This window comes from Kitasatospora sp. NPDC097643, from assembly GCF_040302625.1.
In the GTDB taxonomy this organism is placed as follows: domain Bacteria; phylum Actinomycetota; class Actinomycetes; order Streptomycetales; family Streptomycetaceae; genus Kitasatospora.
Window position 1 is genome coordinate 142,742 of record NZ_JBEOSA010000006.1, and the last position, 20,732, is coordinate 163,473.

The 20,732-nt window shown below is 74.3% G+C and carries 16 protein-coding genes; 10 read left to right on the top strand and 6 right to left on the bottom strand.

What is annotated here, in order from left to right; translation table 11 throughout:
- Nucleotides 1–8: 8 nt before the first annotated feature.
- From ABTY15_RS06600 to ABTY15_RS06615, 4 genes are all read right to left on the bottom strand, one after another.
- On the bottom strand, nucleotides 9–1,451 hold the full coding sequence (locus ABTY15_RS06600; protein WP_350577055.1) for a glycosyltransferase: 1,443 nt from the start codon (nucleotides 1,449–1,451) through the stop codon (nucleotides 9–11).
- A 672-nt stretch (nucleotides 1,452–2,123) separates the two neighbouring features.
- The gene (locus ABTY15_RS06605; RefSeq protein ID WP_350577058.1) at nucleotides 2,124–3,023 is read right to left on the bottom strand and encodes a glycosyltransferase family 2 protein; all 900 of its coding nucleotides are present in this window, start codon (nucleotides 3,021–3,023) and stop codon (nucleotides 2,124–2,126) included.
- Nucleotides 3,024–3,405: 382 nt separating this feature from the next.
- Complete coding sequence (locus ABTY15_RS06610; protein WP_350577062.1) at nucleotides 3,406–5,520, bottom strand: putative bifunctional diguanylate cyclase/phosphodiesterase; 2,115 nt, start codon at nucleotides 5,518–5,520, stop codon at nucleotides 3,406–3,408.
- 226 nt (nucleotides 5,521–5,746) lie between these two features.
- The gene (locus ABTY15_RS06615) at nucleotides 5,747–6,553 is read right to left on the bottom strand and encodes an SAM-dependent methyltransferase (RefSeq protein WP_350577065.1); all 807 of its coding nucleotides are present in this window, start codon (nucleotides 6,551–6,553) and stop codon (nucleotides 5,747–5,749) included.
- Nucleotides 6,554–6,800: 247 nt separating this feature from the next.
- Between ABTY15_RS06615 and ABTY15_RS06620 the strand changes: the two genes are divergently transcribed.
- The 3 genes from ABTY15_RS06620 (at nucleotide 6,801) to ABTY15_RS06630 (ending at nucleotide 10,132) form a co-directional block, all read left to right on the top strand.
- Nucleotides 6,801–8,582, top strand: coding sequence for a glycoside hydrolase family 15 protein (locus tag ABTY15_RS06620; RefSeq protein ID WP_350577069.1), 1,782 nt, complete (start codon nucleotides 6,801–6,803; stop codon nucleotides 8,580–8,582).
- A 293-nt stretch (nucleotides 8,583–8,875) separates the two neighbouring features.
- The gene (locus ABTY15_RS06625) at nucleotides 8,876–9,667 is read left to right on the top strand and encodes a DUF6789 family protein (protein ID WP_350577072.1); all 792 of its coding nucleotides are present in this window, start codon (nucleotides 8,876–8,878) and stop codon (nucleotides 9,665–9,667) included.
- A 9-nt stretch (nucleotides 9,668–9,676) separates the two neighbouring features.
- Nucleotides 9,677–10,132: an SRPBCC family protein gene (locus ABTY15_RS06630; protein WP_350577075.1), complete on the top strand. Its 456-nt coding sequence runs from the start codon at nucleotides 9,677–9,679 to the stop codon at nucleotides 10,130–10,132.
- Nucleotides 10,133–10,218: 86 nt separating this feature from the next.
- On the opposite strand, the gene ABTY15_RS06635 is transcribed toward ABTY15_RS06630, so the two are convergent.
- Nucleotides 10,219–10,794, bottom strand: a complete 576-nt coding sequence (locus ABTY15_RS06635; RefSeq protein WP_350577077.1) for an antibiotic biosynthesis monooxygenase — start codon at nucleotides 10,792–10,794, stop codon at nucleotides 10,219–10,221.
- 222 nt (nucleotides 10,795–11,016) lie between these two features.
- On the opposite strand from ABTY15_RS06635, the gene ABTY15_RS06640 reads away from it, so the two are divergent.
- The 7 genes from ABTY15_RS06640 to ABTY15_RS06670 all read left to right on the top strand — a co-directional run bounded on the left by ABTY15_RS06640 (nucleotide 11,017) and on the right by ABTY15_RS06670 (nucleotide 19,982).
- A complete protein-coding gene (locus tag ABTY15_RS06640) occupies nucleotides 11,017–12,171 on the top strand; it encodes an aminotransferase class I/II-fold pyridoxal phosphate-dependent enzyme (RefSeq protein WP_350577079.1) in 1,155 nt (384 codons plus the stop codon).
- A 230-nt stretch (nucleotides 12,172–12,401) separates the two neighbouring features.
- Entirely contained in the window at nucleotides 12,402–13,700 is a 1,299-nt protein-coding gene (gene egtA / locus ABTY15_RS06645) for an ergothioneine biosynthesis glutamate--cysteine ligase EgtA (RefSeq protein WP_350577081.1), read from the top strand.
- Nucleotides 13,697–15,112 (top strand): ergothioneine biosynthesis protein EgtB, encoded by a 1,416-nt coding sequence (egtB, locus tag ABTY15_RS06650; RefSeq protein WP_350577083.1) that lies wholly within the window; start codon nucleotides 13,697–13,699, stop codon nucleotides 15,110–15,112. The genes egtA and egtB overlap by 4 nt, the downstream gene beginning before the upstream one ends.
- Nucleotides 15,112–15,861: an ergothioneine biosynthesis protein EgtC gene (gene egtC / locus ABTY15_RS06655; protein ID WP_350577086.1), complete on the top strand. Its 750-nt coding sequence runs from the start codon at nucleotides 15,112–15,114 to the stop codon at nucleotides 15,859–15,861. The genes egtB and egtC overlap by 1 nt, the downstream gene beginning before the upstream one ends.
- A 62-nt stretch (nucleotides 15,862–15,923) precedes the next feature.
- The gene (egtD, locus tag ABTY15_RS06660; RefSeq protein ID WP_350577089.1) at nucleotides 15,924–16,895 is read left to right on the top strand and encodes an L-histidine N(alpha)-methyltransferase; all 972 of its coding nucleotides are present in this window, start codon (nucleotides 15,924–15,926) and stop codon (nucleotides 16,893–16,895) included.
- Between the two features lie 161 nt (nucleotides 16,896–17,056).
- Nucleotides 17,057–18,481 carry a sugar porter family MFS transporter gene (locus ABTY15_RS06665; protein ID WP_350577091.1) on the top strand — a complete coding sequence of 475 codons (1,425 nt, stop codon included), beginning with the start codon at nucleotides 17,057–17,059 and terminating at the stop codon, nucleotides 18,479–18,481.
- 301 nt (nucleotides 18,482–18,782) lie between these two features.
- Entirely contained in the window at nucleotides 18,783–19,982 is a 1,200-nt protein-coding gene (locus ABTY15_RS06670; protein WP_502893437.1) for a nitric oxide synthase oxygenase, read from the top strand.
- Here the strand turns inward: ABTY15_RS06670 and ABTY15_RS06675 are convergent.
- Complete coding sequence (locus tag ABTY15_RS06675) at nucleotides 19,925–20,716, bottom strand: TetR/AcrR family transcriptional regulator (protein ID WP_350577094.1); 792 nt, start codon at nucleotides 20,714–20,716, stop codon at nucleotides 19,925–19,927. The two genes, ABTY15_RS06670 and ABTY15_RS06675, sit on opposite strands and share 58 nt — an antisense overlap.
- Between the last annotated feature and the right edge of the window lie 16 nt (nucleotides 20,717–20,732).

Below are 20,732 nucleotides of genomic sequence, written 5' to 3' on the forward strand. Positions count from 1 at the left end.
GCCTCGCGTCAGCTCCTCCGGTTGTCGTGATGCGCCTGGCGCACGGCGCGTAGGTAGCCGACCGGCCCGTACAGCAGGCCGCGGATCTCCAGTCCGGAGTGGCGCCAGGACCAGGTGCTGTCCGCCGCCGGGCGGGCGCGGGCCCGACCGAGGGCGAAGCCGACGCCGCGCGGCAGCCGGCGCAGCAGCGCGGGCAGCAGCTGCGGCTCGTGCACGACCGCGGCGGTGAGGTACGCCCCGAAGCCGGCGCCGTAGCCGAAGGCCTGGGTGGCCAGCGCCTCCTCGGTGCGGCGGTGGCGGTGCCAGATGACGGCGTCCGGCTGGTAGACGAGGGTGTGTCCGTCGGCGAGCACCCGTAGGAAGGTGAGCAGGTCCTCGCCGCCCTTGGCGTGGGTGCCCGGGCCGGTGGCGACGTCGAACCCGCCGAGGGAGCGCAGCAGTTCGGCGCGGACGGCCATGTTGGCGCCGGAGCCGAAGCGGCCGGCGGTGAACGGGAACATCGGGTCCGGCGGCGGGTCGGCCAGCGACCACCGTTTGACGGTGAATCCCTTGTCGAAGTCCGCGTGCCGGACCAGTGCGGCCTGGGCGGCCGTCTCCAGTTCGGCGGGCAGGATCAGCCCGGTGACACAGCCGACCCGCGGTGAGAGCGCGAACGCCTCGGCGACGGCGGCCAGCCAGGACCGGTCGACGATGGTGTCGTCGTCGACGAAGGCGACGATCGGCGCCTCGACCGCGGCGAGCGCGCGGTTGCGGGCCCGGGACAGGCCTGCGATCGGCTCGCGCAGGTAGCGCACCCGGTCCGGGTAGCGTTCGCGCACCAGTCGGGCGGACTCCTCGCTGTGCGGGGCGTTGTCGACCACGATGACCTCGAAGTGCGGGTAGTCCATCCGCAGGATCGAGTCCACGCAGTCCCGCAGCATCGCGGGGCGGTCGTGGGTGCCGACGACGACGCTGATGAACGGCGCGTCCAAGAGGGTGTCCGCCCGGGCCGCGAGGCAGTGGTGGTGGCGGGCGGACGTCTGGGGGCGGTGGTAGAGCGTGCCGTTCATCGGCCGCATCCGGTCGGTGGCGAGGTGCCGGTCGATCGGGACGGCGAGCTCGCGGCGGGCCGTCTCGGTCAGGGCCCGGAGCAGTTGGTCGGGGTCGTCGGCGGTGGCGGTGACCATGCCGAGCGGGTGCCCGTGCAGCCGCACCAGGGCGAGCGCCCGGCCCGACATGGCGCCGGCCGCGGCGCCGTTCGGCAGCCGCACCCGGCCGGGCTCGGCGGGCTGGAGGTCGTCGAGGGGCTGGAGGTCGTCGAGCTCCAGGTCGAGGACGTGCCCGGGCCGGGACGCCGCAGCAATGACGGTCGTCGCGGTGACGGTGGCCGCGGCGACGGCCGCCGCGAGGGCGGCCCCGGACCGGGCACCGCCGCCCGGGTGCTGGGCGCCGGACCTGCTGGTGCCGCTCATCGCTCCTCCTCGGTGGACTTGACGCGAGGTCGGGTTCCGACCGTCCGGCCGGCCGACCGATCGGCCGGCCGGCCCGGGGTCAGCCCGCTTCGCCCACGTCGCTCGTGCCAGGACATCGGGCCCGGCAGGCACGCCCGACTCGCCCTGCCGTGGCCCGTGTCCGGTGGGCGGACAGGCATCCCGGGCGGAGCCGACCCGACCTGGCCGTACCCGGGATGTCTGCCCACGACGGCGCCGACAGCCGATCGGCGCCCTGGGAGGGCCGGCGGCGGGTGGCCGCACGGCCGCTGTGGTCCGGTGCGCGGGGCGCCACGAGGTGGGCCCGCGCGGTGTGTTCGTGCGATCGGTCGTGCGACGGGTCACGCGATGAGTCGTGCGACGGGTCGTGCGTCCGGTCGTTGTCGCCGCCTGATGCGGCGTCGACCAGCGCCCGGTGCAGCGTGGCGTACTCGCCTGCTGCTCCGGTGGCCGTGGCCAAGCCGAGCGGGTGTCCGTGCAGCCGCACCGACGCCAACACGCGGCCGTCCGCAGCGACCGTACCGGGACCACCGGGCGGGCGCGGCCCGCTCGCTTCGTCCAGGACCGGTGCGGTGACGCGGACGGGGGTGTAGAGCGAGTCATGGGCGGCGGGGCGCGGGCAGGCGGCTGCGGTGCGCCGGTCGGTGCCATTCATCAGCGCTCCCCCACGGGGGCGGCCGCCGGGGACCGGGCGCCGGGACGCTCGGCGATCAGGGTCCTCAGCACCCGGCGGCCGTCGGAGACGGCGTGCAGGTGGGATCGACCGCTGCGGCGGGGGAGTTCCAGGCTCGGCACCTCGGCGATCCGCAGCCCCGAACGCAGCGCGTGCGCGATCATCTCGGCCTCGATCTCGAAGCCGGTGGAACGCAGGTCGAGCGCGTCCAGGAAGGAGCGGCGGAAGGCGCAGTAGCCGTAGCACAGGTCGGTGAGGCTCGCGTCGTACAGGTGGTTGACGACGGCGAGCAGCGCGCGGTTGCCGAGCGAGCGGACCGGGGTGAGGTCCAGCGATCCGCCGCCGGCGATGCAGCGCGAGCCCTTGACGAAGTCGTAGCCGTGGTCCAGGAAGTGCAGGTAGTGCGGGATCTCGCCGGGCCACATGGACCCGTCGGCGTCCATCATGACGATGTACTCGCCGGTGGCGGCGGCGAATCCGGTGCGCAGCGCGTTGCCCTTGCCGGGCCCGCTCTGTTGCACGCTGCGGACGGTCGGCAGGCAGTGCCGGGCCATCGGGACGGTGGCGTCGCTGGACGCGCCGTCGACCAGGATGACCTCGTCGACGCAGCGGGGGATCTGCTCGAACACCCAGGGGATGTTGCGGGCCTCGTTCTGCGCGGGGACGACCAGGCTGACCGTGTGGGTGGTTTCGACGGCGTCGCCGGACCGGCGCATCGGCCGGTGGACGGCGACGCGGTCGCCGGCCCGGCGGTGCGGGTGGCCGTCCCTCAGGGACGGATCCGGGTACGGCTGGTAGGGGTAGGGCTGGGCCCGGCCCGGCTCGTGCGGGTGCGGCCCGTAAGGCTGCGGACGGGGGTTGGGGGGCAGGGTGGTGCTCATCGGGAGCGGCCTCTCGGAGGGAGGCGGCGGGCCGGCGGCACGGGCGCGGCGCGGCCCCTGAAGTGTGGTGAACGGGTCGCGGCGCGGACGGATACGCGCGGGCGGAGCCCGGATGGGAAGCCCCGGAGGGGCTGCCGAAACGTGGAGAGCGCTGTGGCGGCCGGATGTGGGTGCGCACCGCCGGGCTCTCACGGCGCCGGAGCGCCGGTTGATCGAACTGGCCGAATGCCCTGCCGCACCTTCCGGTGCGGGGTTGTGCCAGGGCCTCATCGTGCACAGGAACGGACGGCCACGTCAAGGGGATTTGTCCGTTTTTTACCTTTCTGCCCGGCGTGGCGCACGCCTTTTGGCATGGCGCGCGCCGTCCGGCGTGGCGCGCGCCTCAGCCGTCGACCGGGCGCCCCTTCGGCTCCTCGGCGATCCGGCGCGCGATCTCGGCCGGCCGCACCGGGCGCCCGAAGTGCCAGCCCTGCGCCCAGTCGCAGCCGATGGTCCGCAGCCGCTCGGCGTCCCTGCGGGTCTCCACCCCCTCGGCGGTGACGGTCAGCCCGAGCGCGTGCGCCATCGACACCAGGCCGCTGACGATCCGCCAGCCGGTCGACTCGTCCTTCGCCGGATCGTGAAGATCGCCCACGAAGGACCCGGCGATCTTCAGCCCTGAGACCGGCAGGTCGCGCAGGTAGGCGAGGTTGGACCAGCCGGTGCCGAAGTCGTCCACGGCCAGTGACACCCCGAGGTCGACCAGGCCGTGCAGGGTGCGCAGCGCCTCGTCCTCGGGCCCGACCACGGTCGACTCGGTGATCTCCAGCTGGAGCCGGGCCGGGTCCAGGCCGGAGGCGTCCAGGATCCGGCCGAGGTCGGTGACCAGCGCCGCGCTGCGCGCCTGACGCACCGCCAGGTTGACGTTCAGCTGCGGCGCGGCGTCGCCGAACCGCTTGATCCAGTCCGCGGCCTGACCGCAGGCCTGCTCCAGCACCCAGCGGCCGAGCGGCATGATCAGCCCGGTCTCCTCGGCCGTGGTCACGAACTCGTCCGGGCCCAGCACGCCCAGCTGCGGGTGCCGCCAGCGCACCAGCGCCTCGACGGCGGCCAGCCGGCCGTCCGCGAGCGCGTACAACGGCTGGTAGTCGATGAAGAACTCGCCGCGGTCGAGGGCCGCCGGCATCCGCACCGACACGGCGTAGCGGCTGACCGCGCGGGCGTTCTCCTTCGGGTCGAACAGCGTCCAGCGGCCCCGCCCGGCCTCCTTCGCCCGGTACAGCGTCAGATCGGCGGCCCGGACGGCGGCGCCCGGCGTGGTGGTCGACACCCGCCGCTCCAGCACGCCGACGCTGGCGCCCACGGCGAGCTTGTGGTCGCCGATCAGCACCGGCCCGGCCAGCGCCTTGAGCACCGTCTTCGCGGCGGCGACCGCCTCCTGCTCGCCCCGGCAGTTCTCCAGCAGCACCACGAACTCGTCGCCGCCGAGCCGGGCCACCAGGTGGCCCAGCGGGGTGAGCGCGGCCTTCAGCCGGGCCGCGACGGCGGACAGCAGCTGGTCGCCGGTGTCGTGCCCGAGGCTGTCGTTGACCACCTTGAAGCCGTCGAGGTCGACGTAGCAGAGGCCGAACCGGGCACCCGGCTCCGGCTCCTCGAACAGCTTCTCCAGCCGCTCGAAGAAGGCCGCCCGGTTGGGCAGACCGGTCAGCGGGTCGTGGGTGGCCTGGTGCCGCAGCCGCTCCTGGAGCCGGTAACGGTCGGTGATGTCCTCCAGCATCGCGACCTGGTACTGCGGGCGGCCGTCGTCGTCGCGGATCAGCGAGACCGTGAGGTGGGTCCAGACCACCTCGCCGTCCTGCCGGTAGTACGGCTTGTCGAACTGGAAGTACTCCCGCTTGCCGCTGATCAGCTCCTCGTACGCCTCCCAGACGCCCGGGGTGTCCTCGGGGTGCACGAGGTCGCCGACCCGGCGGCCGGTCATGTCCTCCGGGGCCGCGCCGAACAGCTCCTGGAGCGCCTTGTTGACGGCCAGGATGTTGCCGTCGGTGTCGCCGATGCCGATGCCGATGGCGGCGCTCTCGAACAGCGCGCGGAAGCGGGCCTCGGAGGCGCGCAGCGCCCGCTCGGCCTCCTTGCGGGCGGCGTCGGCCGCGGTGCGGATCGCCTCCTGCTCGCGCAGGGTGCGCTCGCGCAGCGCCGCCGCCCAGCCGGCCGCGAAGGCACCGGTCAGCGCCGGGCCGCGGTCGTCGCCGATCGGCTGCGCCTGCAACAGCTCGACCGCCCGGGCCAGCACCACGGGGTCGGTGAAGTGCGCGTCGACCAGCTCCGCGCCGGCCTGCGCGGCCAGCCGGGGCTCGAAGGGCTCGTCCCGCTGCGCGCGGTGGAGCAGCGCGGCGGTCCGGGACACCAGCCGGCCCAGCAGGCCGGGGTGGACGACCGTGCCGTGGTCGGCGGACAGCAGCCGCGCCCAGTCCTCGTGGAACCGCTCGGCGCTGCCGGACACCGGGGTGGCACTCATCCGCCCGCCCCTCCCCGGGGCCGGGCACCGGCCGGGGCCCCGCACGGGCGGGCGGACCGGCCGGACGCCACGTGCCCGGTCGGATATCCGGACGCGTGGTGCCGGGACGCGTGGTGCCGGGACGGGTGGTGCCGGGACGGGTGGTGCCGGGACGGGTGGTGCCGGGACGGCCGGGCGGGCGCCTCACCGGGCCCGCGGCCGACGGTCGGTCGCCCGCTGCGTCCGCTCAAGGGCGGAACCCCACGCCCGCCACCCCGGTCATCCGCTCGGGGTGCTCGCCGACCGCCTCCGGCTGGTCCGGACGCCACTGCGGCAGGTAGACCACGCCGGGCTCGACCAGCTCGAAGCCCGCGAACATGGCGGTGATCTGCTCGTGGGTGCGCATGGTCAGCGGGGTCGGCGTCATCCGGTACAGCTTCTGGTGGTTCTCCGCCTGGTCCGGGCGGCCCTCCAGGGAGGCGTGCGAGAGGAGCAGCGCGCTGCCGGGCGGGAGCGCGTCGCGGATCACGCCGATCAGCTTCCAGGGGTCCTCGTCGTCGGTCACGAAGTGCGCGACGGCCACCAGCAGGACGGCCACCGGCTCGCCCTCGGCCAGCAGGGCGGCCACCTCGGGGCGGTCCAGCAGGTCGTGCACGTCGCGCAGGTCGGCCTGGACGACGGAGCTCAGCGGGTCGTCCGCCATCAGCAGCCGGCTGTGCGCGACGGCGACCGGGTCGCGGTCCACGTAGACGACCTGCGACTCGGGCCGGATCGCCCGGGCGATCTCGTGCACGGCGCCGAAGGTCGGGATGCCGGAGCCGATGTCCAGGAAGCGGGTGACGCCGCGCTCGGCCAGGAAGGTCACGGCACGGCGCAGGAAGGCCCGGTTGGAGCGCATGATCTGCGGCAGCTCCGGCCACAGGGCCATCGCCTTGCGGGCCATCTCCCGGTCGACCTCGAAGTTGTGCGAACCCCCGAGGTAGTAGTCGTAGACCCGTGCGGCGTTCGGTTTGTCCAGGTCCGTACCCTCCGGTACCCAGCTCGGTCGCCGCATGCCTGTGACTCCTTCACTCCGGTTACGGGGATGCAGCGCCTCGCAGCCACTGCTGTGACAGATGAGACTACAAGCACAGAAGATCCTCCTCCGCACCCCGAACGGGTGCAAGCGGAGTGCTCCCTTCCCGGCATCGATTTCCGGCATCTCTTCCCGGCTGCCCTCTCGCCGTGCCGCCCCACCGCGCCGTCCCACCTGGCCGTCCCACCGCGCCGTCCGCCCGACTTCCAGCGGAGAATGGAGCGTGATGGCCGGAGGCATCGAGGACTACGCCCTCATCGGCGACCTGCAGACCGCCGCCCTGGTGGGCCGGGACGGTTCGGTCGACTGGCTCTGCCTGCCCCGGTTCGACTCCCCCAGCTGCTTCGCCGGGCTCCTCGGCGACCAGCGCCACGGCGCCTGGCGGATCGCCCCGGCCGGCGCCGCCGAGTGCCACGCCCGCCGCTACCGGGGCGACAGCCTGGTCCTGGAGAGCGAGTGGCAGACCGCCGGCGGGCGGGTGCGGATCATCGACTTCATGCCCCAGCGCGGCCGCGGCGGGCACCGCGAGCCGCAGCTGATCCGGATCGTCGAGGGGCTGGAGGGCACCGTCCCGATGCGCGGCACCCTGCGGCTGCGCTTCAACTACGGACGGATCGACCCCTGGGTGCGGCGCACCGGGCACCACCGGGTCGCCGTCGCCGGACCCGACTCCGCCTGGCTGCGGGCGCCCGCCGGGGTCCACACCTACGGCCAGGACGGCGCCACCACCTCCGACTTCACCGTCACCGCCGGGCTACGGGTGCCGTTCGTCCTCACCTGGCAGCCCTCCCACCTGCCCACCACCCCGCGCACCGACCCCGACCAGGCCCTGCTCGCCACCGTCGCCGAATGGCAGCAGTGGGCCTCCGGCTGCCGCTACCGGGGCGAGTGGCGCTCGGCCGTCCTGCGCTCGCTGATCACCCTCAAGGCGCTCGCGTACGAACCCACCGGCGGGATCGTCGCCGCCGCCACCGCCGGACTGCCCGAGCGCATCGGCGGCGCCCGCAACTGGGACTACCGCTTCTGCTGGCTGCGCGACTCCTCGATGACGCTCTCCGCGCTGCTGCGCGGCGGCTTCCGCGAGGAGGCCGCCGCCTGGCGCCGCTGGCTGCTGCGCGCCATCGCCGGCGGCCCGAGCGACCTCCAGGCCGTGTACGGGGTCGCCGGGGAGCGCGTGCTCGGCGAGACCACGGCCGACTGGCTGCCCGGCTACCAGGGCTCCCGGCCGGTGCGGTTCGGCAACGCCGCCGTCGGCCAGCTCCAACTCGACGTCTACGGCGAGGTGGTGGACACCCTGCACCTCGCCCTGCTGGCCGGACTGCCGATGGAACGGCACGTCTGGACGCTGCTGCGCTCGCTGATGGGGCACCTGGAGCGGCACTGGCAAGAACCCGACGAAGGCCTGTGGGAGGTGCGCGGCGGGCGGCGGCACTACGTCCACTCCAAGGTGATGTGCTGGGTCGCCGCCGACCGCGCGGTGCGCCTCGCCGAGGCGACCGGGCTGCCCGCGCCGGTCGAACGGTGGCGGGCGATGCGCGACGCCGTCCACGCCGACGTCTGCGCGCACGGCTACGACCGGCAACGCGGCGTGTTCGTCCAGCACTACGGCGGACGGGGCCTGGACGCGGCCACCCTGTTCGTGGTCAAGAGCGGCTTCCTGCCGCCGGACGACCCCCGGGTGGTGCGCACCGTCGACGCCGTCCGCGACGGCCTCGACCACGGCGGGCTGGTGCGCCGCTACCGGGCCGGACAGCACAGCGACGGCCTGCCGGGCGGCGAAGGCGCCTTCCTGGCCTGCTCGTTCTGGCTCGCCGACGCCCTGGCCGCCACCGGCCGCACCGCCGAGGCCCGCACCCTCTTCGCCCGCGTGGTCGGGCTCGCCAACGACCTCGGACTGCTCTCGGAGCAGTGGGACCCGCGCGTCGGACGCCAACTCGGCAACACCCCGCAGGCGTTCAGCCACGTGGCGCTGGTGAACACGGCCTTCACCCTGGCCGAACCGGCATAGCGCACGGACTGTGACGAACAGGGCTTTTCCACCCCGGGTGGTGTGCGTATGGTGGGTGGTGAGTCTTCTTCACTCCCGCTGCCGCTGCCGCTGCCAGCGCCACCGGCTCCGGTACCGGCTCCGGCTCCGGCTCCGGCACGCTCGGCGGGACTCGTCCCGGGTGAGGCCGCCACGTCGTGCGCCAATCGCGCAGGCTGCCTTGGGCGTTGGTCCCTTCAGCCCTCACCCCGTCACCGAGAATCGCCGTGAGAGCACGTGCTGCTCCCACCCCCGAAAGCCATCACAGGTACGTCATGCGTCCCGGCCTGGCCAGACCGGCCGTCGCCGCCCAGCGCCCAGCGCGCGTCCGACAGCGCCCCCGTGCCCTGCGGACCACAGTGCTTCAAGCCGCGCTCGGGTACTGCCTGTTCGGTATCGGCGCACTCCCCGTGCTCGCCATCCCGCTCAGCCTGTTCGGGGTGATCGGCCTGCACACCGCCGCGGACGTCCTGGTCTTCCCGCTCTGGGGGCTCGCGTTACCACTGCTGTGCCTTCGCACACCGGTCTCCCGGGCGGCGGCAGCGGGACTGATCGGCGGGCTGATCGCGGTCACCGCCTACGACATGCTGCGCCTGCCGTTCATCCTCTACGGCGGCTGGCCCGACTTCATCCCCCGCCTCGGCGGCTGGATCACCGGGTCCGGCCACCGGAACGCCCTGGTCGGGTACCTGTGGCGCTACATCGGTGACGGTGGGGGCATCGGCATGGCCTTCGCCCTGTTCTGCCTGACCCTCGGCCTCCGCCGCCGGCTGACGCTCCTGGGCCTGGGATACGGGGTCTTCGTGTGGTCCGGCCTGATCGGCACGCTGCTGTTCGCCCCGCACGGCCAGCCCCTGCTCTTCCACCTCACCCCGGCCACGCTCGCCGTCAGCCTCGCCGGCCACCTGGTCTACGGCAGCGTGCTGGGCTGGACCCTCGAACGACTCGACCGGAAGTACGGAGTCCTCGACGGTCCACCGATCCGGCTCCGCCCACGCCTGCGGCCCCGCCTGCGCCGACCGGACGGGCCCGAAAGGCATCCGCGGCAGCGGACCGGGGCGGGCTAGTGTGAGCGCGTGGACCCCAACCACTACCGGTTCCGGGGCGTGTGGCGGCTCGGGGCGCCGGCGCCCGCCGTGTACGCGGCGCTGGAGGACGTGCGCAGCTACCCGCTGTGGTGGCCGGAGGTGCTCGAAGTCCGGCCCACCGGCGAGGAGTCCGGCGACGTCGTGGTGCGCGCGCTGCTGCCGTACCGGCTGGTGATCGGGCTTCAGGCACGGCGGCGCGACCCGGCCGCCGGGGTGCTGGAGGTGGCGATGCGGGGCGACCTCACCGGGTGGTCCCGGTTCACGGTCGCCGCCGACGGGGCGGGCAGCCGGGTCCTCTTCGAGGAGGACACCCGGCCCGGCCGGCCGCTGCTGCGCCGGCTCGCCCTGCCCCTGCACCCGCTGTTCCGCGCCAACCACGCGGTGATGATGCGCCGGGGGCGGCGCGGGCTGGCGCGGCACCTGGGAACAGCGACGAACAGATGACAGATTTCAAACTCTGTTATCTGTTCGCTGTTATCTGTTCGCTGTCATCTGTCGGCTGTCATCTGTTCGCCGCCGCCTGTCCGCTGTCAGCTGTCCGCCGGGAAGAGCCACCGCCGTAGCAGCCGCGTCACCGCCGGCAGCGCCGCGTACGTCATCAGCCCGCTGATCAGCGGCGCGGTGACCAGCGGACGGACGGCCACCGGCAGGCCCGCCAGGTGCGGGGTGAGCAGGACGGCCGCGGCCACCGTCAGCGGCGCGATGGCGACCGTCGAGGCGACCGCCATCTTCCACCGCACCGGGGGCCGACGCTGCGCCGCGCCCGGGGTGGTGGCGAACCAGCCCTCCATGCCGAGGATCTCGTGCCGGTGCACCTCGTGGTGGTGGCCGTCCGCCCGGGCGAAGCAGGCCGCCCGGGCCGGGGAGTCCTGCCAGGAGCGGAAGGCGTCGCCGTCCCGGAAGTGCAGCATCAGGTGCCAGGGGGTGTCCGGCCCGGCCGGGCGCAGCAGCCCGGTGCCGAGGTTGCCCTCGTGCGCGGAGGCGGCCGCGAGGATGTTCTTCGCCCACAGCTCGAACGCCGTCTCGTACCCCGGCTCCACCCGCCGCGCCACGAACAGCGTGACCTCGTCGCCCTGTTCGACCAGTTCGCCCTGCTGGGTCGTCATCGTCCGCTCCCTTGCCCTGCCGTCCCGGACCCCCCGTGACAGAGCGGCAGCGTAGACGGTGGCCGCGGCCCGCACGGCCCCCGGGGCGGCGGCCCCGCACGGAACCTGATCTTCGTCCAGCCGCCCCGCCCCCGCGCGGCGTTCCGGTTCGGCGGATCGTCCGAAGCCGATACGCCCGAAGCCCTATCGTGGCCGGGCAGCCCGACGCGCCGGAGGCCCGCCATGTCCAGCACCCCGCCCGCCGACTTCGGCTTCGACGCGCCCTTCGACCGCGCCGGTACGGGCAGCAGCAAGTGGGCCCGGGCCGAGACCCCCGGGGTGATCCCGATGGGCCTCGCGGACATGGACCTGCCCGGCCCGCCCGCGGTGGCCGAGGCACTGGCGCGGCGGGCCCGGCACCGGGCGTACGGGTACACGGTGTGCGACCCGGCCGGGCGGGCGCTGGTGGCGCGCTGGTACCGGGCGCGGCACGGCGTCGAGGTCGACCCGGACTGGGTGCTGCTGCTGCCGTGCGGCCCGCGCACCGCGCTGCGCCTGCTGCTGGAGACGGTGCGGGGCACGTTCCGGCCGCGGGCGCCCGTGCTGTTCCCGACGCCGGAGTGGGGCGGCTTCGCCCAGCTCTGCCGCGCCGCCGGCATCCCGTTCCAGGAACTGCCGCTGCGCCTCACCCCGGACGGTTACCGGCTCCCGGGCGACCCGCTCCCCCGCCCCGCCGCCGTGCTGCTGAGCAACCCGCACAATCCCTCCGGCACGGTGTGGCCGACCGGCGTGGTGCGCGGCCTCGCCGGGTGGGCGGCGGACAGCGGCGCGCTGCTGGTCTCGGACGAGGTGCACGGCGACCTGACCCACCCGGGCCGGCCCCATCCGGTGGCCGTCACCACCGCCGATCCCGAGCACCGGCACCACGTCGTGACCCTCAACTCCGTCGGCAAGACCTTCAACTGCTCCGGTCTCCCGAGCAGCTTCGCGCTCGTCCCCGATGCCCATCTGCGCACCCGGTTCACCGACACCATGGCCGGGTTCGGCCTCTGGGAGGGCGGCCTCGTCGAGCAGACCGTCCAGCAGGCGGCGCTGCGCGAGGGCGGCCCGTGGCTGGACGCGTTGCTCGCCCACCTGGTCGCCGCCCGCACCCGGCTGACCGACCGCCTCGGCCCGGCCGTCCGCTCGGCGCCACGTGCCTCCTACCTGCTCTGGCTGGACGCCGCCGCCCTCGGCCTCCCACCTGCCACCGCCCGCCGGGCGCTCCTGGACCGCTGCGGCCTGGAGGCCTCGGACGGCGCCGAGTTCGGCCCCGGCGGCCACGGCGCGCTGCGCCTGAACTACGCCCTGCCGCGGTCCGTGCTGGAGACCGTCCTGGAGCGTCTGGACCGGCTCTGAAAGCACCCGGCGCGCCGCCCGCCGACCCTCGATTCACCCGATCGCCACGTCCCTGACCTGCGAATACGAACATTCACGCGAATTTTGCGGAGCGCCTCCGCATGCTCCGTAGCAGACTGGGCAAGGTAGACCGGGCCGCAATCGTGATCCCGAGGATGGTGAGTCCGGTGATACCCGTATCCCGCACAACTCCGCCCGACCGGCAGAGCACGCCGACACCCCCGCCGGGGGTGGTTCCGCTGACCGAGGCGGAGGCGTACAGCCATGTGTCGGGCGTCTGCTTCAAGATCGGACCTCCCCGCCTGGTCGGGGTCGAGGTCGAATGGTTCGTCCACGACGACCGATGTCCCGGCCGGCCCGTCCGGCCGGAACTCATCCACGCCGCACTCGCCTCGCTGCCGCTCGGCGGCACCGACGGCACCTCGCTCCCCTCCGGTTCGCGCCTCACGCTCGAACCCGGCGGACAGGTCGAGCTCAGCTCCCCGCCCGCCACCGGCCTCCTGGCCTGCGTCGACGACACCCGACGCGATCTGACCGCCCTGCGGGCCGCCTTCGCGGCGCAGGGCCTGCGCCTCACCGGCACCGGGACGGACCCGCTGGCGCGCCCCCGGCAGATGGTGCTGGACCACCCCCGCTACCTCGCGATGGAGCGCTTCTTCGACTCGGCCGGCCCCTGGGGCCGGATCATGATGACCGGGACCGCGTCGGTGCAGGTGTGCCTGGACGCCGGCGACGCGGACGGCCCGCAGGCGATGGCCCGACGCTGGCGCCTCGCCCACCGGCTGGGCCCGGTGCTGGTCGCCGCCTTCGCCAACTCCCCGCTGCTGGACGGCCGCCCGACCGGCCACCGGTCCACCCGGCAGACCGTCTGGTCCCGGATGGACCCGACCCGCACGCTCGCCCCCGGCCTCGACCACGGCGACCCGCGGCAGGCCTGGGCGCAGTACGTGCTGGACGCCGAGGTGCTGTGCCTGCGCCGCCCGGACGGCCTGCCCTGGACGGCCCCGCCCGGGCTGACGTTCCGCGACTGGATCCGCGGCGCCGGTGAGCGCCCGCCCACTCTCGCGGACCTCGACTACCACCGCACCACCCTCTTCCCCCCGGTGCGTCCGCGCGGCCACCTGGAGCTGCGGATGATCGACGCCCAGCCCGGGGACGGCTGGGTGGTGCCCGCCGCGTTCGTCACCGCGCTGCTGGACGACCCGGTGGCCGCGGACGCCGCGCTCGCCGCGCTGGAGCCGCTGGAACCGGCCGAACGCGCCGACGGTCCGCGCCCGCCGCGCAGCGAGGCGTGGCGCCGGGCCGCGACGCTGGCCGTCGCCGATCCCGAGCTGCGCCGCGCCGCCCTCTCCTGCTTCGCCGCCGCCGACGCCGCGCTGGGCCGCCTGCCCGGCGCCGGGCGGCTGCGCACCGCCGTCGCCGAGTTCGCCGAGCGCTACCCCGCGCGCGGCCGCTGCCCGGCCGACGACCAGCTGGACGCCCTGCGCTCCGGCACCCGACGCACTCCTCCGGAGGAGGCCGCACCATGACCGACGTCCGACCCCCTGCCGCGCCCGGAGCGCCCACAACGCCCGCGCCCGGCGACGGCATCGAGGTGCTGCGCGAGAGCATCGCCGCCGAGCTGCTGGCCGCCCGTGCCCGGACCGCCGCGCTGACGGACTGCGTCGAGGACCGCGATCTCACCGCCCAGCACTCGCCGTTGATGTCCCCGCTGGTCTGGGACCTCGCGCACATCGGCAACCAGGAGGAGCTGTGGCTGCTGCGCAACGTCGGCGGCTGTGACCCGATGCACCCGGAGATCGACCCACTGTACGACGCGTTCCAGCACGCCCGGGCGGAGCGGCCCAGCCTGCCGCTGCTGCCGCCCGCCGAGGCCCGCGCGTACGCGCACGAGGTGCGCGGCCGGGTGCTCGACCTGCTCGCCGCCAGTCCGCTGGAGGGGGCGCCGCTGCTGGACGCCGGATTCGCCTTCGGGATGATCGCCCAGCACGAGCAGCAGCACGACGAGACCATGCTGATCACCCATCAGCTGCGCCGGGGCGAGCCGGCGCTGGCCGCTCCGCCGCCACCGCCCGCCCCGGCCGACGCGGCCACGTTGCCCGCCGAAGTGCTCGTCCCCGCCGGGCCGTTCACCATGGGCACGGACACCGAGCCGTGGGCGCTGGACAACGAGCGCCCGGCGCACGTCCTCGACCTGCCGGCCTTCCTGCTGGACACCACGCCCGTCACCAACGCCGCGTACCAGCGGTTCATCGCGGACGGCGGCTACGACGAGCCGCGCTGGTGGACGCCCGAGGGCTGGGAGCACCGACAACGCGCGAACCTCACCGCCCCGCTGTTCTGGCACCGGGAGGACGGCCAGTGGCTGCGCCGCCGGTTCGGCACGGTGGAGCCGGTACCGCCGAACGAGCTGGTGCTGCACGTCAGTTGGTACGAGGCGGACGCCTACGCCCGGTGGGCCGGCCGGCGGCTGCCGACCGAGGCCGAATGGGAGAAGGCGGCTCGGCACGACCCGGCCACCGGCCGCTCCCGCCGCTACCCGTGGGGCGACCAGGCGCCCGGCCCGGAGCACGCCAACCTCGGCCAGCGCCACCTGCGCCCGGCCCCGGCCGGCAGCTACCCGGCGGGCGAGTCACCCTGCGGCGCACGGCAGTTGATGGGCGACGTGTGGGAGTGGACGGCCAGCGACTTCCGCTCCTACCCCGGGTTCCGGGCCTGGCCGTACCGGGAGTACTCGGAGGTCTTCTTCGGGCCCGAGTACAAGGTGCTGCGCGGCGGCTGCTTCGCGGTGGCGCCGGTCGCCTGCCGGGGCACGTTCCGCAACTGGGACTACCCGATCCGGCGGCAGATCTTCGCGGGCTTCCGCACCGCCCGCGACGCCGAAGCCCGTGACGCCGAGGCCCGCGACGCCGACGGCGCCATCACCCCGGGGGCGGTCTGATGTGCCGCCACATCGCCTACCTGGGCGAGCCGCTGGCGCCGCGCGAGCTGCTGGTGCACCCGCCGCACGGGCTGTACCGGCAGTCCTGGGCGCCCCGGACGCAGCGGCACGGCACGGTCAACGTGGACGGCTTCGGCCTCGGCTGGTACGCGGACGGCGACGAGATCCCGGCCCGCTACCGCCGGGCCGGGCCGGTCTGGGCGGACGCCGCCTTCGCCGACCTCGCCCGGGTGATCCGCACCCGGGCGCTGCTGGCGGCGGTCCGCTCCGCCACCGAGGGCTGCGCCGCGGGCGAGAGCGCGGCCGCGCCGTTCACCGCCGGGCGGTGGCTGTTCAGCCACAACGGCGCGGTGGCCGGCTGGCCCGGCAAGCTGGACGCGCTCGCCGCGCTGCTGCCGCCCGCCGAGCTGCTGGAGCTGGAGGCGCGCACCGACTCGGCACTGCTCTGGGCCCTGGCCCTGCACCGGCTGCGGGCCGGGGCGGACCTCGGCGAGGCGCTGGCGGGCACCGTCGCGGACGTCGTCGCGCACACCACCGGGCGGCTCAACCTGCTGCTGACCGACGGCCGCTCGCTGGCGGCGACCACCTGGGGCGACACCCTGCACCACCGCACCCTGCCGGGGCTCGGCACGGTGGTGGCCTCGGAGCCGTTCGACGACGCCCCGGGCTGGACGGCCGTCCCGGACGGCTCGCTGTTGCTGGCCGGCCCGGGCGGGGTCACCGTCCGCCGGCTGCCGGGCCGGGACTGACCCGCCGTTTCCCCGCCTCCCTCTCCCTTCCTTCATCTTCTGAACAGAGGACGCACCCTGCCATGGACACCTTTGATCTCACCCGTCTGCTGCCCGCCGACCACTTCAGCACCGCGTTGCGCCACGACGTGCAGCACGGCCTGACCTCCGAACCCAAGTGGCTGCCGCCGAAGTGGTTCTACGACGCGCGGGGCAGCGAGCTGTTCGAGGAGATCACCCGGCTGCCGGAGTACTACCCGACCCGCGCCGAACGGGCCATCCTGACCGCCCGGGCCGGCGAGATCGCCGCCGCCACCGGGGCCCGCACCCTGGTCGAGCTGGGCTCCGGCTCCTCCGAGAAGACCCGGCTGCTGCTGGACGCGCTGCGCGGGCTCGGCACCCTGGAGACGTACGTCCCGGTGGACGTCAGCGAGAGCGCGCTCACCGCGGCCGGCATCGCGCTCGCCACCGAGTACCCCGGGCTCGCCGTGCGCGGGGTACTGGCCGACTTCACCGCCCGGCTCGACCTGCCCTCCGGTGGCGGGCCCCGGCTGGTCGCCTTCCTCGGCGGCACCCTCGGCAACCTGCTGCCCGACGAGCGGGCGGCCTTCCTGAGCGGCCTGCGCGCGGCACTCGACCCGGGCGACTTCCTGCTGCTGGGCACCGACCTGGTCAAGGACCCGGCGGTGCTGGTCGCCGCCTACGACGACGCGGCCGGGGTCACCGCCGAGTTCAACCGCAACGTCCTCAACGTGCTCAACCGGGAGCTCGCCGCCGACTTCGACCCGGAGGCGTTCGAGCACGTCGCGCTCTGGGACCCGGAGCAGGAGTGGATCGAGATGCGGCTGCGCTCGCTGCGCTCGCAGACCGTGAAGATCCCGGCCCTGGACCTGCCGGTGCACTTCGACCGGGGCGAGGAGCTGCGCACCGAGGTGTCGGCCAAGTTCCGCCGGGAGCGGGTGGCCGGCGAGCTGGCGGCGGCCGGGCTGCGGCTGAGCCACTGGTGGACGGACCAGGAGGGCCGGTTCGGGCTGTCGCTCGGCGAGCCGGTCTGACCGTCGGGCTCGTCTGACCGCCGGGCCCGTGGGACGCATTTGATAATTCACCTTACGAATTCCTGAAGGGAGTTGAGGCCGGGCCGATGTACAACACTTGAATGAACAGGGGTTACGATCGCGACTACCGAGCTCAGTGTTGAGTACCAGGAGTCAAGATCGTGAGCGTCACCCAAAAGCCCTCCGGGGCGGTCGAGGCCTCCGCGCCCGGCCGCCTCGGCTTCGTCGTCTTCATCACTGCCGCAGCGGCCCTCGGCGGGTTCCTGTTCGGCTACGACAGCTCCGTGATCAACGGCGCCGTCTCCGGCATCCAGGAGAAGTTCGGCGTCGGCGACGGCGTGACCGGTCTGATCGTCTCCTCCGCGCTGCTGGGTTCGGCGGTCGGTGCCGCGGTGGCCGGCCGGTTCGCCGACCGGTACGGCCGCATCAAGGTGATGAAGGCGGGCGCGCTGCTCTTCGCGGTCAGCGCGCTCGGCTCGATGCTGCCCTTCTCCGCCTGGGACCTCGCCGTCTGGCGCGTCCTCGGCGGCGCGGCCATCGGCATCGCCTCGGTGATCGCCCCCACCTACATCGCCGAGGTCGCGCCGACGAAGTACCGCGGCCGGCTGGCCTCCTTCCAGCAGGCCGCGATCGTGCTCGGCATCGCGATCTCCCAGCTGGTCAACTGGCTGCTGGCGGACGCGGCCGGCGGCGACACCCGCGGGCAGCTGCTCGGTCTGGAGGCCTGGCAGTGGATGCTCGGCATCTGCGTCGTCCCGGCCGTGGTGTACTTCGTGCTCGCCTCGGTGATCCCCGAGTCCCCCCGCTACCTGATCCAGGCCGGCCGGCTGGACGACGCCCGCCGGGTGCTCGCCGACGTCGAGGCCGAGGGCGTGGAGCCCGACACCCGGATCGCCGAGATCCGGGAACTGATCGCCTCCGACCACCGCCCGCGCTTCCGCGACCTGCTCGGCGGCCGGTTCGGCCTGCTGCCGGTCGTCTGGGTCGGCATCGGCCTGTCGGTGTTCCAGCAGCTGGTCGGCATCAACGTGATCTTCTACTACTCGTCGATCCTGTGGCAGTCGGTCGGCATCGACCAGAGCAACTCGCTGCTGATCAGCTTCATCGGCTCGGTCATCAACATCCTCGGCACCGTGGTCGCGATCCTGCTGGTCGACCGGATCGGCCGCAAGCCGCTCGCCCTGATCGGCTCGGCCGGCATGGCGGTCGCCCTCGGCGCGGCCGGCTGGGCGTTCTCCTCGGCCACCGGCACCGGGAGCAACGTCACGCTGCCCGACCTCCAGGGCACCGTCGCGCTGATCGCCGCCAACGCCTTCGTGCTGTTCTTCGCGATGTCCTGGGGCGTGGTCGTCTGGGTGATGCTCGGCGAGATGTTCCCCAACCGGATCCGGGCCGCCGCACTGTCCGTCGCCGCCTCCGCACAGTGGATCGCCAACTGGGCGATCACCGTCACGTTCCCCTCGCTGTCGCGCTGGAACCTGTCGGCGACCTACCTGGTGTACGCGGCGTTCGCGGCGCTGTCGATCGTCTTCGTGGCGAAGTTCATGAAGGAGACCAAGGGCGTCCGACTCGAGGACATGGGCTGATCCGGACATGAGCTGATCCGGAGACGAGCTGATCGGCACATGAGCTGATCAGACCGTCGGACCTTTCGGCCCCCGCACCCTAGCGCGATCAGCGCGGGCGCGGGGGCCGAATCGTTCACTCTCTGCGGCGGCGCGGCCACCTCCGGTACTCCTGTGCGACAGGAGGGATGTGTCCTTGATCTTCAACCGGCTTCGCACCCGCAGCAGACGCGGACCGGCCGCCGCTCCCGCCGGCGGCTGCCCGTACGCCCACACCCACGCCCCGGCGGCGCACCCGGCGCCCGCCGCCAGACCGGCCGTCGTGGCACCGCGCACGCCCGTCGCGTCGGCTCTCCCCGAACCGGCTCTCCCCGAACCGGCTGTCGCGACGGCGCCCGCGTTCACCGACCCGGATCAGGCCGCCGCGTTCATCCGCCAGTTCCACCACGAGCGGCCCGCCGCCGGCGACCCGGCGGCCCGGGTGCGCGCCGTCCTCGGCGAGATCGACCGCACCGGCAGCTACGAGCACACCCCCGCCGAACTGGCCTACGGCGCCAGGCTCGCCTGGCGCAACGCCGCCCGCTGCATCGGCCGGCTGTACTGGCGCAGCCTGGTGGTGCGCGACCTGCGCCACCTGAGCTCGGCCGACGACATCGCCGACGGCTGCTTCGAGCACCTGCGCCTGGCCGGGAACGGCGGGCGGATCCGACCGGTGGTCTCGGTGTTCGCCCCCGACCGGCCCGGCCGCCCGGCCGCCCGGATCCTCAACCAGCAACTGGTCCGCTACGCCGGCCACCGGGTCGGGGACGACGTCGGGGACGGCGTCGTGGGGGATCGCGTCGCCGGAGGCCGCGTCGTCGGGGACCCGGCCGGCGCCGCGCTCGCCGCCCGCGCCGTGGACCTGGGCTGGAAGTGCGCCGAGGACCGGTTCGAGGTGCTGCCGCTGCTCGTCCAGGAGCGCCCCGGCGAGCGCCCCGCCTGGTACGAACTGCCGGACGACACCACGCTGGAGGTCCCGCTGCTGCACCCCGAGCACGCATGGTTCGCCGAGCTCGGCCTGCGCTGGTACGCCGTCCCGGCGATCAGCGACATGACGCTGGAGATCGGCGGCGTCCGCTACCCCACCGCGCCGTTCAACGGCTGGTACATGGGCACCGAGATCGGCGCCCGCAACCTCGCCGACGCCGACCGCTACGACATGCTCGGCACCGTCGCCGAACGGCTCGGCCTCGACACCTCCAGCCACCGCACGCTCTGGCGCGACCGCGCGCTGGTCGAGCTCAACATCGCGGTGCTGTACTCCTTCCAGGAGGCCGGGGTGACGATCGCCGACCACCACACCGAGTCGGAGCGCTTCCTCAGGCACGTCGCCCAGGAGCGGCGGCTGGGCCGGCCCACCCCGGCGGACTGGAGCTGGATCGTGCCCCCGGTCTCCGGCGGGCTCACGCCCGTCTACCACCGGTACTACGACCCGGTGGACCCCGCGCTGCGGCCGGCGTTCGTGGCGCGCGAGCCCTGGTGAGCGTTCACCTCGCCGGCCGGCCGGCGCTCCGCGGGGCGGCCCCCGGCGAGGCGTTCGAAGCGTAGGGCGAGCCCGTCCAGCAGCGCCTCCAGGCCGGTCTCGAACGCGCCCTCGTCGACCGTGCCGCGGTGCCCGGCCAGCCGGTGCGCCTCGCCCAGGTGCGGGTAGTCGGCGGCGTCGTACACCTCGGCGTCGGCCGGGAAGCCGGCCGCGAAGGAGGCCAGCGCGGAGCCGGTGACGAAGTAGCGCATCAGCGCGCCGATCCGGGTGGCCTGGCCGCGCGGCCACCCGGCCTCGACCAGGTGGCCGAAGACGGCATCGGCCAGACGCAGCGCGTTGGGCCGCCGGCCCGGGCCCTGGGCGAGCACCGGGACGATGTTGGGGTGGGCGGCCAGGGCGGCCCGGTAGGAGCGGGCCCAGTCGCGCAGCGCCTCGGGCCAGGGCGTCGCCCCGCCGGGCACTTCCCCGGGCACCTCGCCGGACGCATCTCCGGGCACCCCACCGGACACCCCGGTGAACATCGACAGGTCGACTTCGCCGATGACGGTGTCCACCACCGCGTCCAGCAGCTCGTCCTTGGTGGCGAAGTGGTTGTAGAGCGAGGGCCCGCTGACCGACAGCTCGGTGGCGAGGCGGCGGGTGGAGAGGGCGTCCAGGCCCTCGGTGTCGATCAGGTGCAGCGCGGCGGCGACGATGCGCTCGCGGTTGAGCAGCGGGGTGCGCGGGCGGGCCATCGGGGCGCTTCCTCCG